Below are 16,762 nucleotides of genomic sequence, written 5' to 3'. Positions count from 1 at the left end.
CGGTTGTGCCTCAAACACTTAGCCGATAACCATTCGCCCATGACCATGATTTCAACCCTTCCGGACGACCGACGGGCCAAACGCAATGTGGCCGTGCTGGTGGCTGCCCAAGCCATACTGGGCGCGCAGATGCCCATGATGTTCATCGTTGGCGGACTTGCAGGTCAGTCGCTGGCCTCGAACCCCTGTTTGGCGACACTGCCGATATCCCTGATCGTTCTGGGATCGATGCTGGCGGCCACGCCGATCTCGGCCATCATGCAAAAATGGGGCCGTCGCGTCGGGTTTCTTGTTGGGGCAACCGCCGGCGCATTGGGCGGGCTGATCGGAGCCTATGGCCTGTTCCTTGGTTCCTTCCCCATCTTTCTTGTCGGCAGCCTGCTGACTGGTATCTACATGAGTGCGCACGGGTTCTACCGGTTTGCAGCAGCAGACACCGCGTCAGACGATTACCGCCCGAAGGCGATTTCATACGTCATGGCGGGCGGATTGGCGGCCGCCATCATCGGTCCACAGATCGTGAAGCTTACGTCTGAAGCTTACGTCATCCCTTTTCTGGGTACATATATGGCTGTAATCGGGATCAACGTTCTAGGCTCGGCCCTGTTCTTTTTTCTCGACATTCCCACGCCTGCGAAACCTGCGGCCGATGAACCCAAGGGGCGGTCACGGATCGAGCTATTGAAAACGCCCCGCATTGCCGTCGCGATCATCTGTGCCATGGTGTCTTATGCGCTGATGAATCTTGTCATGACCTCGACACCGCTTGCAGTTGTCGGTTGTGGGTTTTCGGCCAATGACGCGGCGGATATCGTGACAAGTCACGTGCTGGCAATGTATGTCCCCAGCTTCTTCACAGGGCACCTGATTGCCCGGTTTGGCGTTGAAAAGATCGTCGCTCTGGGCCTGGCCATACTTGCCGCATCAGGGGTGGTTGCACTGCAAGGCGTTGAACTTGGTAACTTTTTTGTCGCCCTTGTTCTTTTGGGCATTGGTTGGAACTTTGGTTTCATCGGCGCGACCACAATGCTGGCCGCATCTCATGAACCGCAAGAGCGTGGTCGGATGCAGGGCCTTAATGACCTGCTGGTGTTTGGTGGTGTGACACTTGCATCGCTGGCCTCGGGCGGGTTGATGAACTGCTCAGGCGGCTCTGCAATCGAGGGGTGGAATGCTGTTAACCTCGCCATGATCCCTTTGCTGACTCTGGCAGGCGGTGCATTGTTGTGGCTGGTACTACGCCCGGCCGACCCCGAAAGCGTCTGATCACCAGCGCCCGCTGCCGACGGTCCACATCAGGGACAGTCGCTGACGCATTTCGCCTTGTTCAAGCGTTCCTGCCGCCACACGCTCGGGCTGGGCGATGGCCTGCTTCAGAACCCATTCCGCCAGCCAACCTGCATACAGCGCGGGACGCGCATCAGGCGCTATGTCGTCCCGGTTTGATCGCGCCTTGCGCAATCGGTCCAAAGCAGATTGTGCCAGTTGCTGAACTCCACCCATCGTACCATCAAGCAAAGGTACGCGACCCCGCTTTTCCAGTGCGGGAATGGCGCGGAACCAATTTGCCACACCGACTCCGTACCCGAAATCGCGCAGCACGCTTTCCTCCGCCGCACCCAGCGCCTGAGCTGAGGCTACGAAAAGCGACCCGGAACTGTGATTGATATAAGCGTCAAAATGTTCCTGATCTTCAAACGGATCCCGATATATGTCCCAACGCCTTACAGCGACATATTCATCCAGAATACCTGCCAGATGCGGCGAGAGGACCCGGAACAGAGGCGTCACCACCTCATGCCTCCGAACTGCGGTGCCTTCTGCGATTTCCTGCAGCGCGTCGCGCCACCATTGCAACCGCATCTCGGCGATCATGGACTCTTGCGTCACCCAAGGCGCGCGGGCGACTTCAACATTCAGCGCATAGACCGGAAACAACACCGACCGGGCCGACACCGGAGCCGCCATCGTCGCGCGGAACCTGTCAGGATCAGCCCGCTGCACCAGCGCGGCGCAGGCTTTGACATCATCGTCAAAGACCACGCTCACTCGGCCGCTGCCTTTTGCGGATCACAATCACGGACCAGTTTCCATTGGATCGCATCCAGCAGCGCCTCAAAGGACGCATCAACTATGTTCGCGCTTACGCCAACGGTCGACCAACGTCGCCCCTGACCGTCTTCACTGTCGATAATGACGCGTGTCACCGCCTCGGTGCCGCCCTGGGTGATACGGACCTTGAAATCGACAAGGCGCATGTCCGACAAAATCTGCGAGTATTGACCCAAATCCTTCGCCAACGCCTTGGCCAGCGCGTTCACAGGCCCCCTGTCGTTGCCAGACTCGTCCATGGATTCGCTGACCGACAGTTTCTTTTCACCATCCACTTTCACCACAACGACAGCCTCGGACAGGCTGACCATCTTGTTGTATTTGTTTTTCCGCCGCTCAACGGTGACCTTGTAGCGCTTGACCTCGAAGAATTCTGGCAGTTGCCCCAGTTCATCCCGTGCCAACAGTTCGAAACTGGCCTGTGCGGTGTCATAGGAATACCCATCCGCTTCACGGTCCTTGATCCGTTCAAGGATTCGGCCCAATGCGGGATCACCGGATTCAACGCTCAACCCTGCTTCGGTCAGGCGTTTGCGCAGGTTCGACTGACCAGCCTGGTTCGACATAGGAATGATGCGTTCATTGCCTATGCTCGCCGGGTCCACATGCTCGTAAGTCGATGGGTCCTTGAGAATCGCGCTGGCGTGCAACCCCGCTTTGTGCGCAAAAGCCGACGCGCCGACATAAGCCGCCTGCTTGCTGGGAACCCGGTTCAGAACGTCATCCAACATGCGGCTGATGCGGGTCAGCCCGGCCAGCGCCTCAGGGCTGACGCCGGTTTCAAACTGCGACGCATAGGGTTCCTTCAACAGCAATGTCGGAATCAGGGCCGTCAGGTTCGCGTTGCCACAGCGTTCACCCAGACCATTCAGCGTTCCCTGAATCTGCCGGGCACCTGCTTCGACGGCCGCCAGTGAACAGGCTACTGCATTCTCGGTATCGTTATGGGTGTGAATACCCAACCGTTCACCCGGCAGGCCTGCTGCGATCACCTCTGATACAATCCGTCCGACCTCGGACGGCAACGCGCCACCGTTGGTGTCGCACAGCACAACCCATCGCGCACCCGCCTCCAGCGCGGCCCGGCAAACTTCGGACGCGTATTCCGGGTTGTCCTTGTACCCGTCAAAGAAATGTTCCGCATCGAACAGCGCCTCGCGCCCTTGCGCAACGATATGTGCCACCGAAGCACGAACGTTTTCCGTGTTCTCTTCAAGCGAAATACCAAGCGCATGGGTCACGTGATAGTCATGGGACTTGCCAACCAGACAGACGGCTTGCGTACCCGCATTCATCACGGCTGCCAAAACGTCGTCATTCTCGGCCGAGCGCCCCGCCCGCTTGGTCATGCCAAAGGCCGTCAACCGGGCCGAGGTCTTTGGCGCCGCTTCGAAAAACGCGCTGTCGGTGGGGTTGGCGCCGGGCCAGCCGCCTTCGATGTAATCCACCCCCAATGCGTCCAGCGCCTGTGCGATCTGTACTTTTTCAGCGGTCGAAAACTGCACGCCCTGCGTCTGCTGCCCGTCACGCAGGGTGGTGTCATAGAGGTAGAGGCGTTCTCTGGTCATCAGACCTCCTCCAGCTTGGCCGCATCAAAGCCCGCGCCCGGCACCAGTTCGACACCTTCCTTGCTCATTCGAACCTCAAGCCCCGCCGCAAGATACGCCGCCTTCAGGCGATCGACCTCTGAGAAATCCTTGTTTTGCATTGCAGATGCGCGCGCCTTCGCCAAACGGTCCGCATGGCCGCTCAGGTCTATGGACGTCGTGTCCGCCCAACCTCCCATCTGAGGCAGCAGCAGGCCCAGCAATCGTGCGCTTGCCAGCAATCCCGCGGCGTCACCATCTGACGCCAGACGGTAAAGCTCGGCCATGGCACCTGCTGTGTTCAGGTCGTCACTCAGCGCTGCGATCACTTCAGGTGCCGCGCTGGCAGCGGGTTCGATGCACGATGTCAGCGCCCGCCACTTGCGCAGCGTCGCCTCTGCCTCACGGGCCTTCTTCTCGGTCCAGTCCATCGGCTTGCGATAATGCGTCTGCAGGAAAACGAACCGGATCACTTCGCCCGGAACGCCCTGCTCCAGCAGATCATGCACGGTAAAGAAATTGCCCAGAGACTTGGACATCTTCTTGCCTTCGACCTGCAACATCTCATTGTGCAGCCAGACCCGCGCGAATTCACCATGCGGGTGCGCGCATTTGCTCTGCGCGATCTCGTTCTCGTGGTGCGGGAACATCAGGTCGTTTCCGCCACCGTGGATATCAAAACTCTCGCCCAACAATTCATAGCTCATGGCCGAGCATTCGATGTGCCACCCCGGACGTCCCCGCCCCCATGGGCTGTCCCAGCCCGGCAGTTCATCAGTCGACGGTTTCCACAGAACAAAATCCATCGGGTTCTTCTTGTAGGGCGCCACCTCGACCCGCGCGCCTGCGATCATGTCGTCCACCGAGCGCCCCGACAGTTTTCCGTAGCTCTCTTTCCAACTGTCGACAGCAAACAGAACATGGCCTTCGGCGGCATAGGCATGGCCCTTGGCGATCAGATCTTCGATCATTACGATCATCTGAGCAATGTACTGGGTCGCGCGCGGCATCTCGGTTGGCTCCAACGTGCCCAAAGCACCCATATCATGCAGGTACCAGCCGATGGTTTCATCAGATCGTTCCTGCACCAACTGCTCGAGCGTTCCTTCGGCCCCGGCCTGCTTGCGCTTGAGGGCGGTCGCGTTGATCTTATCGTCCACGTCTGTGAAGTTGCGCACATAGGTCACGTGTTCTGCGCCGTAGACATGGCGCAACAGACGATAAAGAACGTCGAACACCACAACCGGGCGGGCGTTGCCCAGATGCGCGCGGTCATAGACCGTCGGACCACAGACATACATCCGCACGTTTTCAGGATCGATCGGTACGAAGTCTTCTTTCGTCCGCGTCCGCGTGTTGTGCAGCTTGATCGTCGTCATCGGTCGGGCTCCTAGGAAACAGCAAAGGCTTGCGCGTTGGCGCGGGCTTAGCAACTTGTCTCAGGGATGAAAACGAAAGAAACCGGCCCGCTTGATAAATCAGCAGGTAATGCAGCAGATAATGATGCAGGTCACCGGGTTCATATCCCATCGGTTATCATGGCGTCACCCTCAAGCCAAGCATTGAGTTTACTCGAACGCTTCGGCACAGTGCCGGTCATGGATCGAAACTACGTCAATTCCATCTGCAAAGAACTCCCCGGAGCCGAGCTGTCAGACCCGTGGGGCGGCGGGCATGACGCCTGGAAAATCGGCGGCAAGATGTTTGCCTGTATCGGAATTGCAAATGACGGCGTGTCGGTCAAAACGCCCGACGTTGAAACGGCGCAGATGGTGATCGATGCTGGTGTCGGAATGAAAGCCCCCTATTTTCACCGCAGCTGGGTCCGCCTGCCGTTTGATGTCGAAACAGACGAGCTGCGCCATCGTTTGACGGTTTCATATGACCTCGTTCGCGCGTCGTTGACTAAAAAACTTCAGGCGACCTTGCCACCGCGAAGCTGATTGACAAACCGTTTCCGCTCTGCCCCATTCAGCGCAAGGCAACCAGGGGCGATGGTATGAAATTGTCTGAACGCATCACGCAGATCACCGGCGGCGGCAGCGACGGCTGGGACGTGTTTTACCGCGCCCGCCGGATGCTGAGCGAAGGACTAGCCGTAACCGAGCTGACAATCGGTGAACATGACACCCGAACCGACCCTTCGATTCTTCAGGCGATGGAATTCTCGGCCCGCAACGGACATACAGGTTACGCGATGGTGCCCGGCACGGACCTGCTGCGCGACACGGTTGCCGCACGGGTTCAGACCCGCACAGGTGTTCCGACCTCGCGGAAGAACGTTCTGATCACCCCCGGCGGGCAAGCCGCCCTGTTCGCGTCACATATGGCCGTGTGCGACCCCGGTGATGTGGGCCTGTTCCTCGACCCTTACTATGCCACCTATCCCGGAACAATTCGGGGCGTTGGCGCTGTTGCCCGCGCGGTTCAAACCACCGCTGAAGACGCTTTCCAGCTCAAAGCCGAGTGGATCGACGCTGCTGCTGAAGGCGCTGTTTCGCTGTTGATCAACACGCCGAACAATCCGACCGGTGTGGTCTATTCCCGTCAATCGCTGGAGGAGGTCGCCGATGTCTGCCAGCGGCGCGATCTCTGGCTGATCTCGGATGAGGTTTACGACACGCAGGTCTGGGACGGCGAACACATTTCTCCGCGTACGCTGCCCGGCATGGCAGAACGCACACTTGTGGTTGGATCCATGTCAAAGTCCCACGCCATGACCGGGTCGCGGTGTGGATGGGTCGTCGGCCCCGAAGAGGTCATCAGCCATCTGATCAACCTGGCCACCCACACCACCTACGGCGTTCCCGGGTTCGTGCAGGATGCCTCCAGTTATGCGCTGACCGCAGGTGTTGAACTGGAAGAAAAGATCGCCGCCCCGTTCCGCCGTCGACGTGCCCTGGCGATGGATATACTGGCCTCGCAAAACACCGTAGGCCTCGTACCTACGCAGGGTGCCATGTATCTGATGCTGGATATCCGCGCGACCGGGTTGTCGGGGGACGCGTTTGCCAACGCGCTGCTGAACGCACACAGAATTGCCGTCATGCCCGGCGAAAGCTTCGGCAAGGCTGCTACCGGGCACATACGGGTTGCCATGACCGTGGAGGATGAACGCTTTGCAGTGGCACTGAAAACGCTTTGTACTTTCGCGTCACAACTTGCGAGGAAGCACGCAGCAGAATAGACCGTTTGTCAGAAACGGAATGTTGTACGCAGATTGAAGACGTTGGAATCCAAGCCACCGGTGGATCGGGTAACATCATCGAAGTCTTGCCGCAGCGCTTCACCGCTGATGACAAAATTCTCACCAATCGGATAAGCAATGCCGATTCCGTAAACGGCGGCGGTATCGCTATCGACGGATGTTTCGGCCCGTGCCGCGCCAACGACCACATACCCCAGCGCACTGCCGAAATCGTACCCGCCACGCAGTTTCAAACGGGTCATGCTGTCCAGGCTTCCCTGAGACTGGTTTAGGTTCAGGGACAGGCGGTTGTATTCAAGTTCACCGCCAAGAACGAAATTCCCGAAGTCCTGATCATAGCCTACATGCGCCCCAAAAGAAGTGTCATCCCCGCTTGATCCCCCCGGTCCATCCGCATCCGCGTATCCAAAGCTGAGCCCTACGTAGCCGCCTGTCCAATCCTCTGCAAAACCAGAGCTGGCGCTGACGATCAGAGCCGCAGCAATCAGGGCAGGAAGAGGTTTAAAAGTCTGGTTCAACGCAACTTCGCTCGGGCTTCAGATCATGTGTTAGGTTCAAAATTAACTGGGATCGCTTTTGTCGGAATTCAATTCCCTGCACGTAAAGCTCAAGGGTAAGTGAATGCAGTATAACAGATTTCAGTCATCGCGGGAGAAAATCTGTCTCAGAAATCCGTCAGAGTTTTGTTGGGCAGATATTTGCTGAAGTAAATTCCGTTGAGGTCGCAAACAGAACAGAATGCGTCGCCGTGTTTTGGAATTCTTGCGCCAAACGTTGAGAGGCGGAATGACGGACCACGACTGGAAAATCAGCCTGATCAGCCGCACCATTGGTGCGGACAGGGGGCGTGCAGCGAGAGGGCGGCCGTAAGCGGCCATTAGCCAGTTCCCCAAACATCTCTCAACGATCGGAAAAAGAAATGAACGACCAATCCCGCAACACCTCGCGCAGCGGCGGACGCGCAGCGCGTCGTGCGGCCCGTGCCACTGCATTGCCTGATCATCTGCGCCCCGTGCGCCCCGGTATGGAAGGCGGCGTTCTGAATGTCCTGACGCAGGCACAGATAGAACGTATCCACGAGGCCGCCCTGACAGCACTTGAGACTATTGGTCTTGCCGACGCTCCGCAAAGCGGAATCGACTATTTGGTCGGTGCAGGCTGTATTTTGGGTGATGATGGCCGCATCCGCTTTCCCCGCGCCCTTGTCGAAGACACGATCGCAAAAGCGAACCGCAAGGTTACGTTGTACAGCCGCGATGGAAAGACCGATCTGGAACTGGCAGGTACCAAAGTACATTACGGCACGGCTGGCGCCGCCGTTTCCATGGTCGACGTTCATGGTCGTGAATATCGCGATTCAACCGTGCAAGACCTGCATGATGCCGCACGCATCTGCCAGCAGCTTGACAATATTCACTTTGTTCAACGCCCCATGGTCTGTCGCGATATCGCCGACAACCTGGAAATGGACCTGAACACGATCTACGCAAGTTGTTCGGGAACGTTCAAACATATCGGCACGTCCTTCACGGAACCAAGCCACGTCGCCCCCGCGATGGAGATGATCTACATGATCGCGGGCGGCGAAGACAAATATCGCGAGCGCCCTTTTGTCTCGAACTCGAACTGCTTCGTCGTCCCGCCGATGAAATTCGCCACAGAAAGCTGTGAAGTGATGGAGGAGTGCATCAAGGCCGGTATGCCGGTGCTGTTGCTGTCAGCCGGGATGGCTGGTGCCACCGCGCCATCGACAATCGCCGGTGCAATCGCCCAGGCGACAGCGGAATGCCTTGCTGGTCTGGTTTATGTAAATGCCGTAAGCCCCGGTGCCCCCGCAATTTTTGGCACTTGGCCCTTTGGCCTTGATCTGCGAACTGGCGCAATGTCCATCGGTTCGGGTGAACAAGCCCTGTTGACGGCAGGTTGTGCCCAGATGCACCGTTTCTACGATTTGCCGGGAGGCGCAGCAGCCGGTGCATCAGATTCGAAGCTGCCTGACATGCAAGCCGGATGGGAACAGATGTGCTCGAACGTGATGGCGGGGTTGTCCGGGTTGAACATGGTTTATGAGGCCGCTGGTATGCACGCTTCTCTGCTGGGTTTCTGCTTTGAAAGCCTCATTCTCAGCGACGACCTGATCGGTCAGGCACAGCGCTGTGTGCGCGGGATCGAAGTGACGGATGAAACCTTGGCACTGGATCAGATCGCTTCCGTATGCATGGGGGGGCCTAGTCATTATCTGGGAACGGATGCAACCCTCAGCCGTATGCAGGTTGACTATGTCTATCCGACGTTTGGTGACCGCTCTTCCCCCAAGGAGTGGGTGGAGCTCGGCAAGCCGGATCTGGTTGAAAAGGCAACTGCCCGCAAGGAAGAGATACTGTCCACCCCGTCAGCGGCCCAGTTCGACCCGCTGCTTGACGCGGAACTTCGGGAAAAGTTCAACATTCACTTGCCGATATAGCATCTGAAAAAGCGGCCCGATGAGTGTCGGGCCGCCCTTTCTTGTTTACCCGTTGCTGGGCGGAAGCAATCCTGCCTCTTGCGCAACGGCCACCTCATCAGCGTCCAGCGCCCCGTCGCCGTTTGCGTCCATCGCCGAGAACGTGTCGGCGTCAACGTCGGGCAACACGGCCTGGATTTCCTCGATGGTCAGAACGCCATCGCCATTGGCATCGGTTGAGGACTGCGCCGAGAGCACTCCCGGCAGGATCAGAGCAGCGATGGAAATCCCAATCAAATACTGCGGTTTCATTTTGGTGCCTCCTGGATAGGTTGATTATGTCTTCGTCCGGACAGGCCCCAGAAACACCGCAACCGCCGCGCGCGTCACCCGTTTTGCGCGATCGGGAGGAAATCGCGCCAATCCTTGCGTGTTTGACCGAGTCGGAGTCGCGAAGCGCCGCCGGGCAAAACTCCGCCAGACCCATTTCGGCGGGACATGCCCGAAAGGCATTGCCTGATCCGGCAAGACTGCGCTTATCCGAGCAGCTCGGCGCAAAAAAGAAAGGGGGCCGAAGCCCCCTGACAGTTTCGCCATCCAGGCTCATTTCGTTGACCGCCCGGTATTTTTTTGCCTGCGGCCTGGACGTCGCATGGAACGAGCGCACCCGTTCCGTGAAAGAGTGGGAAGGAGCAAGTATTCCGCCCCACCCTGTTCCCGGCCAACACGGGCATGTCGGCCGAGTGGAGAAAGGTCAATTGGTAAGCTTTGTGTCCTTTCTCCGTGTTCGTCGGGGTCGGTTACCTAGGGCAGCGTCCGACCCCTACGCCCCGGGGTGCCGGGGCGTTGTTCTCAGCTACACCCGCTTGTCGCGCCGCAGGTGTTGCACTTCATGCACGTGCCGTTACGCACCAGCGTGTAATTTCCGCATTCGCCGCAAGGATCGCCTTCATAACCCTGCATCTTGGCCTTTGTGCGGGCGTCCATGCTGGTGGCCACCGCCGTTTCGGCTGGCGGTTCTTCGAAAGCAGCTGCGGGTTCGGCCATGCCATTCAATTCAGCCTGGCCAGCATTGAACACAGCCAGATCCTGTGGCAAGCGCTTACGCAGATACCCAGTCGAGCTGATTTGTTTCAACACTTCCAAAGACTTGGACGCGGCACTTTCGCTGATTTCAGAGACGTTCGAGACACCCTCGTCTTCACCGCGACCCAGATCGTCAAAGGTGGCGCCCTCGGGTTTCACATGGGCCAGATCGGTGCGATCCAGGTAGGACACGGCCAGTTCGCGGAAGATGTAATCCAGGATCGACGTCGCATTCTTGATCGAATCGTTACCCTGCACCATCCCGGCCGGTTCGAACTTGGTGAACGTGAACGCATCCACGAACTCTTCCAGCGGCACGCCATATTGCAGGCCAACCGACACGGCGATGGCGAAGTTGTTCATCATCGCCCGGAAGCCAGCGCCTTCCTTGTGCATGTCGATGAAAATCTCGCCCAACTGACCGTCTTCGAACTCACCTGTGCGCAGGTACACCTTGTGGCCACCGACGATTGCCTTCTGGGTATAGCCCTTGCGGCGATGCGGCAGTTTCTCGCGATGGCTGCGGATGATCTCTTTGACCACAACCTTCTCGATCACCTTTTCTGCCAGGACGACGGCCTTTTCCTGCATCGAACCGCTTTCCAGCACTTCTGCCGCCTCGTCGTCATCCTCGACCAGTGCAGCCGCCAGCGGCTGCGACAGTTTCGAGCCGTCACGATAAAGCGCGTTGGCCTTCACACCCAACGACCAACTGAGTTCATAGGCTTTCTGGCAGTCTTCGATGGTCGCGTCATTCGGCATGTTGATCGTTTTCGAGATCGCACCCGAGATGAAACTCTGTGCCGCCGCCATCATGGTGATATGACTGTCAACTCCAAGGAAACGCTTGCCTTTCTTGCCACACGGATTGGCGCAATCGAAGATCGAGTAGTGCTCTTCCTTCAGATGCGGCGCACCTTCCAGTGTCATGGTTCCGCAAACGTGGTCATTGGCTGCCTCGATATCCGCACGGGTAAAGCCCAGATGCCGCAGCAAATCGAAGGTCGGATCGTTCAGTTTGGTCGCCGGGATGCCAAGAACGCCCGTGCAGAAATCTTCACCCAGTGTCCATTGGTTGAAGACGAACCGGATGTCGAAGGCGCTTTCCAGCGCGGCGTCCACCTTTGCCAGTTCATTCGGGCCAAAGCCATGACCGGTCAGCGAGGTATGGTTGATCCCCGGCGCGTTGCCGATGGTGCCGTGACCTACGGCATAGGATACGATCTCTTCGATCTGCGACGAGGAATAGCCCAGCTTTTCCAGCGCCGAAGGCACCGAGCGGTTGATGATCTTGAAGTAGCCGCCACCGGCCAGCTTCTTGAACTTCACCAGTGCAAAGTCAGGCTCAATCCCGGTGGTGTCGCAATCCATCACCAGACCAATGGTGCCGGTTGGAGCAATCACGGTGGCCTGCGCGTTGCGATAGCCGTTCTTCTCACCAAGGCTCAGCGCCTCATCCCAGGCTGACATGGCCAAATCGACCAGACGTTTGTCGGGGCAGTTGCCATGATCCAGCGGCACTGGCTTGACCGCCAGTTTCTCGTATCCGTCTGTCACGCCTTGCGCCGCACGGCGATGGTTGCGGATGACGCGCAGCATGTGGTCCGCGTTGCGCTCATAGCCTGTGAACGGGCCAAGCTCACCGGCAATCTCGGCCGAGGTCGCATAGGCCACGCCGGTCATGATCGCAGTCAGCGCGCCACAGATCGCCCGACCCTCGTCCGAGTCGTAGCTGTAGCCCATGTTCATCAGCAATCCGCCGATATTGGCATAGCCCAGACCCAAGGTGCGGAAGTCATAGGAAAGTTGCGCAATTTCTTTCGACGGGAACTGCGCCATCGTCACCGAGATTTCCAGCGTCAGGGTCCACAGGCGTGAGGCATGCATATAGTCCGCTGCCTGGAACTCTCCATCCTTGAGGAAGGTCAGCAGGTTCATCGACGCCAGATTACAGGCCGTGTCGTCAAGGAACATGTATTCCGAGCAAGGGTTCGAGCCGCGGATCTCACCATCTTCGGGGCATGTGTGCCATTCGTTGACCGTGTCGTGGAACTGGATGCCCGGATCAGCACAAGCCCATGCGGCGTGACCAACCTTTTCCCAAAGATCGCGCGCCTTGACGGTCTTTGCGACTTTGCCATCGGTGCGGTTGATCAGCTGCCAGTCCGCATCTTTCTCGACAGCAGTCAGGAACGCGTTGGTCACGCGGATCGAGTTGTTCGAGTTCTGGCCCGAGACCGAGCTGTAAGCGTCCGAATCCCAGTCTGTATCATAAGTCGGGAACTCGATGCTGTCGTGGCCCTGCTTGGCGTAATCCAGAACGCGTTTGATATAGGTTTCCGGGATCGCGACCTTTTTTGCCTCTCGAACGGCCGTTTTCAACGCGTCGTTCTTTTTCGGATCGTAGGCATCTTCCTGCGCGCCGTCCCACGTGCGGATAGCCTCGAAAAGGCCGTTCAGCATCTTCTCGTGCATCTTCGATCCGGCAACGATCGAGGCTACCTTCTGCTCTTCAATCACCTTCCATTCGATGAATTTCTCGATGTCAGGGTGATCTGCATCGACGATCACCATCTTTGCTGCCCGACGGGTTGTCCCGCCTGATTTGATCGCGCCAGCGGCGCGGTCGCCGATTTTGAGAAAGCCCATCAGCCCCGAAGACTTACCGCCACCCGACAGCGCCTCACCTTCTGCACGCAGATGGCTGAAGTTGGTCCCGGTGCCCGAGCCGTATTTGAACAGGCGCGCCTCGCGCACCCACAGATCCATGATGCCGCCTTCGTTCACCAGGTCGTCATCAACCGACTGGATGAAGCAGGCATGCGGCTGCGGATGTTCATAGGCCGATTTCGACTTGGTCAGCTTGCCGGTCTTGTAGTCGACATAGTGGTGCCCCTGCGCCGGTCCGTCGATGCCGTAGGCCCAGTGCAGGCCAGTGTTGAACCATTGCGGAGAGTTCGGTGCCGCGCGCTGGGTCGCCAGCATATAGCGCATCTCGTCAAAATAGGCGCGCGCGTCTTCCTCGGCCGAGAAATAGCCGCCCTTCCAGCCCCAATAGGCCCAGGCACCGGCCAGACGGTCGAACACTTGCTTCGACGATGTTTCTCCTTCGAACTCTGCGCCCTCAGCCGGAACCGAGCGCCACAGAAATTCGGGAACATCTTTTTCTTTCACTTTCTTGAGCTTGGTGGGCACCCCCGCCTTGCGGAAGTATTTCTGCGCAATTACATCGCTTGCGACCTGCGACCAGCTGGAAGGGACTTCGACGTCATCCAGCCGAAAAACAATTGTACCGTCCGGATTTCGGATTTCAGACGTTGCGGACACAAAATTCAGTTCCGCATAGGCGTCCTGATCCGATTTGGTGAATTTTCTTTCAATCTTCATGTCCGCAGCCCTGGTTAATACAGCTCAATTTCCGATTCCCGACACCAAATCTTGTGTTGCAGGGTGTCGCCCACAACGCCCTGAGAAGCGTGCAAAAAGGTACTGTTCGCTGCCTGAGACAGCGTAAAGCCGCTAGTGCGACCGCACGTAAATCGCTTGCGCTTATCCGACCCTCGCCCGCTGCCTTTTCTGGTTTAAACACCAGATATTGTGGCACTCTCGTTGGCTCATACAATTTGACGTATGTTCCCATAGTAGGTCAACGCCCTTTTTCGGTCATTTTTGAAATCTTTTATATTGACCTGACCGTTGTGTAAGCCCGTCTGCGAGCGGGCGGCGATTCCTCCACAGCTTCATCCACGGCAAATTTCCGCCGGCGCTTGGAAGTCTCATAACGAATTCCCGTTTTTACCAGCATAGTTATCAGCATTTAATCAACTAATGGCATGCTGGTTACGCTGAACGAGAATCAACACCGTTCGGGCAGACGGACCCGCGACCTGCACAAAACGGTGCCCCCAAGAGGGAGGAGGCTCAAACGAATGAAGTTGTTTCATTCTATCCCGGCGGTAGCCTGCATCGTGGCGTGCGCACCACAAGATGTGCCCATCGCGTCACGCAGCGCACAGTTTGACACCTTCCCTCAGCGCCTGTTCGACACGTTTGAAACCAGTTGTTCGGGCCCCGGCGAGTCTTTCAAGAAAATCAGGAATCAAGTTTTTGAATGCAGTGAGTTCCTGCCTCCCAAGGCGACGGCTTATCTGATTCTGAACTATGACGGCCATCCGCAGGATCTTCCTCAAAGTGTCATGCGCCTTACATCAACGAAAACAAACGCCGGATATCGCGTAGACGCACGCGTTTTCTTCCACGTGCCGCAAAAATCCGGCACCGCAGTTGAAGTTCCAGTTGAAAGCAAGGTTTTGGACCAGGCCATCAGCGAGCTCTACCAGTCAATGGGAGGCTCGCCGAATTAGCTTGATGGAAATGGTCGGGGCGGCAGGATTCGAACCTACGACCCCCTGTACCCAAAACAGGTGCGCTACCAGACTGCGCCACGCCCCGGACCGTGCGCCTTCCTAACGATGCCGATCTGATTTGAAAAGCCCTAACAGGGCCAAATTGCGGGTCCTTGCGAAAAAATTTCGTGCTTCATCTCTGTCCCGGGCGCGATGGAGTAGCGCGCAGACAATCCGCCATTAATTTCCAACACCGCAAAAACGGAATCGCCCCCTTCAATCGGCGTAAGATCACCCGGAATCGCCCCTTCATGCACACGCGTCACCAAACCGGTGCGATCCACAAAAATCATATCAAGCGGGATCAGGGTGTTCTTCATCCAGAAGGCAACAGGCTGCGGCGGATCAAACACGAACAACATGCCGGATCGAGTCGGCAACGATTCGCGAAACATCAATCCGCGGGCTCTCTCCTGCGGCGTGACAGCGACTTCGACGTTAAACTGCACCGTCGCACTGTCATTTCTGAGCGCCACCCGGTCCGACCTGCATGCAGCAACAGCACTTCCTGCCCACAACGTTAAGAATATGGTCAAGACTGCCAGAATCCGTTTCATGCGGTTCAGCTATCCAATGCTGCTTCCCAGGCCAGAACCTGCGCGGCCATCCGGCCACGCTTGCCGTCGATCACTCTCATGGCCAGCGCTTCGCCGGGCTGAAGATCAGCGAGCCCCGAGCGGCGCAACACCTCAATGTGAAGGAATACGTCTTCGTTACGCCCAAAGACATTCGCAAATCCGAAACCTTTACCTTTGTCGAACCACTTCACCCGCGCGGCTTCCAGGGGCGCTTCTGCAATAACCTCCGGATCCAGCTCGGCGAAGTCGGCAAGCATCATCGAGTCGGTCCGCGCCGGCGGATCAATGGCAACAACCTCTACCGCCTGAACCCCCCGGTCCGTGCGGTGAGTCATGATTTCAATGCTGGCACCGTCCGCAACCGAGCTCTGGCCGAAATTGCGCAGAACATTCACGTGCAACAGGATATCAGGGCCGCCCTCTTCGGACACAACAAAGCCATACCCTTTGGCAGGGTCGAACCATTTTACGTGTCCACGGACGCGGTACATGTTGTTCAGGTCTTCTGGCACGGTTTTCCCATCGCGAATATCAACAGTTCGTTAAGGGTTTGTTGTTTATGGGAATGGCAGGCAAATTCAAGCTGAAAAAATCCTTTATTTTCTGCTTGTTGCATTTCACGACACGTGAACGTCATGGATTCAACCTTTCAACATGCCACGCCGATCCCGGCTCAATTCGTTGCCATCTGAACCGATCATGCAAGCGGAATGCTCCATCGGCCCAGAACTCAATCTCTGTAGGCGTCAATCTGTACCCGCCCCAAAATGGCGGACGCGGTGGATTCGGCCCAAGTTTCGCGGTCACTTTTGCGACCTCTGCCATCAAAGCTGTCCTGCTCGAAAGCGGTTGCGACTGCTTTGAAGCCCACGCGCCCAGCCGGCTTTTCAATGACCTTGATGCATAATACTCATCTGCCTGGGGCCCGTTTTCACGACTTATTGTACCACGAACACGAAGTTGACGCCGCAAAGATTTCCAATGCATCACAAACGCAGCTTTTCCGGCGGTGTCCAGTTCTCTGGCTTTGGCACTTTCGTAGTTGGTAAAGAAAACAAACGAATCCGCTTCGATTTCCTTCAACAACACCATGCGTGCATTGGGCAAGCCACCCGGGTCAACGGTTGCAAGCGCAATCGCATTCGGATCGTTCAGTTCGGTTTCTTCAGCCTCAGCCAACCACCGGGCCGCTATTTCAAACGGATCGGAGCCAGCAAAGATGCCATCACGCTCGGTCATTTCCATCCCCTGGAAAGTATTAACGACGAACCTAAGGCGAGAACCCGCTGCGGGCAAGAGCGCACGGCCTTGATGCAACGCAACCAATGGCATAAACCAACTCA

Annotated in this window: 14 protein-coding genes and 1 tRNA gene; 5 read left to right on the top strand and 10 right to left on the bottom strand. The window is 57.4% G+C overall.

Features of this window, described 5'->3' with window-relative positions; genetic code table 11:
* Nucleotides 1-39: 39 nt before the first annotated feature.
* Nucleotides 40-1,266 carry an MFS transporter gene (locus tag AC2FFA_RS19150; protein ID WP_496676074.1) on the top strand — a complete coding sequence of 409 codons (1,227 nt, stop codon included), beginning with the start codon at nt 40-42 and terminating at the stop codon, nt 1,264-1,266.
* Here AC2FFA_RS19150 and AC2FFA_RS19145 read toward each other — a convergent pair whose 3' ends face one another.
* The 3 genes from AC2FFA_RS19145 to cysS are packed head-to-tail and all read right to left on the bottom strand — an operon-like array spanning nt 1,267 to nt 5,077.
* A complete protein-coding gene (locus tag AC2FFA_RS19145; RefSeq protein WP_496852858.1) occupies nt 1,267-2,043 on the bottom strand; it encodes a squalene/phytoene synthase family protein in 777 nt (258 codons plus the stop codon).
* Nucleotides 2,044-2,045: 2 nt separating this feature from the next.
* Nucleotides 2,046-3,680 carry a citramalate synthase gene (gene cimA / locus AC2FFA_RS19140; protein WP_496852816.1) on the bottom strand — a complete coding sequence of 545 codons (1,635 nt, stop codon included), beginning with the start codon at nt 3,678-3,680 and terminating at the stop codon, nt 2,046-2,048.
* Complete coding sequence (cysS, locus tag AC2FFA_RS19135) at nt 3,680-5,077, bottom strand: cysteine--tRNA ligase (RefSeq protein ID WP_496852815.1); 1,398 nt, start codon at nt 5,075-5,077, stop codon at nt 3,680-3,682. The genes cimA and cysS overlap by 1 nt, the downstream gene beginning before the upstream one ends.
* A gap of 66 nt (nt 5,078-5,143) precedes the next feature.
* On the opposite strand from cysS, the gene AC2FFA_RS19130 reads away from it, so the two are divergent.
* Nucleotides 5,144-5,641, top strand: a complete 498-nt coding sequence (locus tag AC2FFA_RS19130; RefSeq protein WP_496852813.1) for an MmcQ/YjbR family DNA-binding protein — start codon at nt 5,144-5,146, stop codon at nt 5,639-5,641.
* 56 nt (nt 5,642-5,697) lie between these two features.
* Complete coding sequence (locus AC2FFA_RS19125) at nt 5,698-6,885, top strand: pyridoxal phosphate-dependent aminotransferase (protein WP_496852812.1); 1,188 nt, start codon at nt 5,698-5,700, stop codon at nt 6,883-6,885.
* 8 nt (nt 6,886-6,893) lie between these two features.
* Here AC2FFA_RS19125 and AC2FFA_RS19120 read toward each other — a convergent pair whose 3' ends face one another.
* Nucleotides 6,894-7,424, bottom strand: coding sequence for an outer membrane protein (locus AC2FFA_RS19120; protein ID WP_496852810.1), 531 nt, complete (start codon nt 7,422-7,424; stop codon nt 6,894-6,896).
* 401 nt (nt 7,425-7,825) lie between these two features.
* Between AC2FFA_RS19120 and AC2FFA_RS19115 the strand changes: the two genes are divergently transcribed.
* Complete coding sequence (locus tag AC2FFA_RS19115; RefSeq protein WP_496852809.1) at nt 7,826-9,370, top strand: trimethylamine methyltransferase family protein; 1,545 nt, start codon at nt 7,826-7,828, stop codon at nt 9,368-9,370.
* 45 nt (nt 9,371-9,415) lie between these two features.
* Here AC2FFA_RS19115 and AC2FFA_RS19110 read toward each other — a convergent pair whose 3' ends face one another.
* A complete protein-coding gene (locus AC2FFA_RS19110; protein WP_496852808.1) occupies nt 9,416-9,661 on the bottom strand; it encodes an EF-hand domain-containing protein in 246 nt (81 codons plus the stop codon).
* A gap of 540 nt (nt 9,662-10,201) precedes the next feature.
* Nucleotides 10,202-13,822, bottom strand: coding sequence for a vitamin B12-dependent ribonucleotide reductase (locus AC2FFA_RS19105; RefSeq protein WP_496852806.1), 3,621 nt, complete (start codon nt 13,820-13,822; stop codon nt 10,202-10,204).
* 542 nt (nt 13,823-14,364) lie between these two features.
* On the opposite strand from AC2FFA_RS19105, the gene AC2FFA_RS19100 reads away from it, so the two are divergent.
* The gene (locus AC2FFA_RS19100) at nt 14,365-14,799 is read left to right on the top strand and encodes a hypothetical protein (RefSeq protein WP_496852805.1); all 435 of its coding nucleotides are present in this window, start codon (nt 14,365-14,367) and stop codon (nt 14,797-14,799) included.
* Between the two features lie 11 nt (nt 14,800-14,810).
* Here the strand turns inward: AC2FFA_RS19100 and AC2FFA_RS19095 are convergent.
* The 4 genes from AC2FFA_RS19095 to pdxH all read right to left on the bottom strand — a co-directional run bounded on the left by AC2FFA_RS19095 (nt 14,811) and on the right by pdxH (nt 16,658).
* Nucleotides 14,811-14,887: transfer RNA gene (locus AC2FFA_RS19095), tRNA-Pro, on the bottom strand.
* Between the two features lie 43 nt (nt 14,888-14,930).
* Nucleotides 14,931-15,398, bottom strand: a complete 468-nt coding sequence (locus AC2FFA_RS19090) for a DUF192 domain-containing protein (RefSeq protein ID WP_117868855.1) — start codon at nt 15,396-15,398, stop codon at nt 14,931-14,933.
* 5 nt (nt 15,399-15,403) lie between these two features.
* Complete coding sequence (locus AC2FFA_RS19085; protein WP_371415306.1) at nt 15,404-15,910, bottom strand: cold-shock protein; 507 nt, start codon at nt 15,908-15,910, stop codon at nt 15,404-15,406.
* Between the two features lie 142 nt (nt 15,911-16,052).
* Nucleotides 16,053-16,658 carry a pyridoxamine 5'-phosphate oxidase gene (pdxH, locus tag AC2FFA_RS19080; RefSeq protein WP_496852804.1) on the bottom strand — a complete coding sequence of 202 codons (606 nt, stop codon included), beginning with the start codon at nt 16,656-16,658 and terminating at the stop codon, nt 16,053-16,055.
* Between the last annotated feature and the right edge of the window lie 104 nt (nt 16,659-16,762).

Source organism: Ruegeria sp. YTSB088 (assembly GCF_059609825.1).
This window is presented reverse-complemented; position numbering and strand designations above follow the sequence as displayed.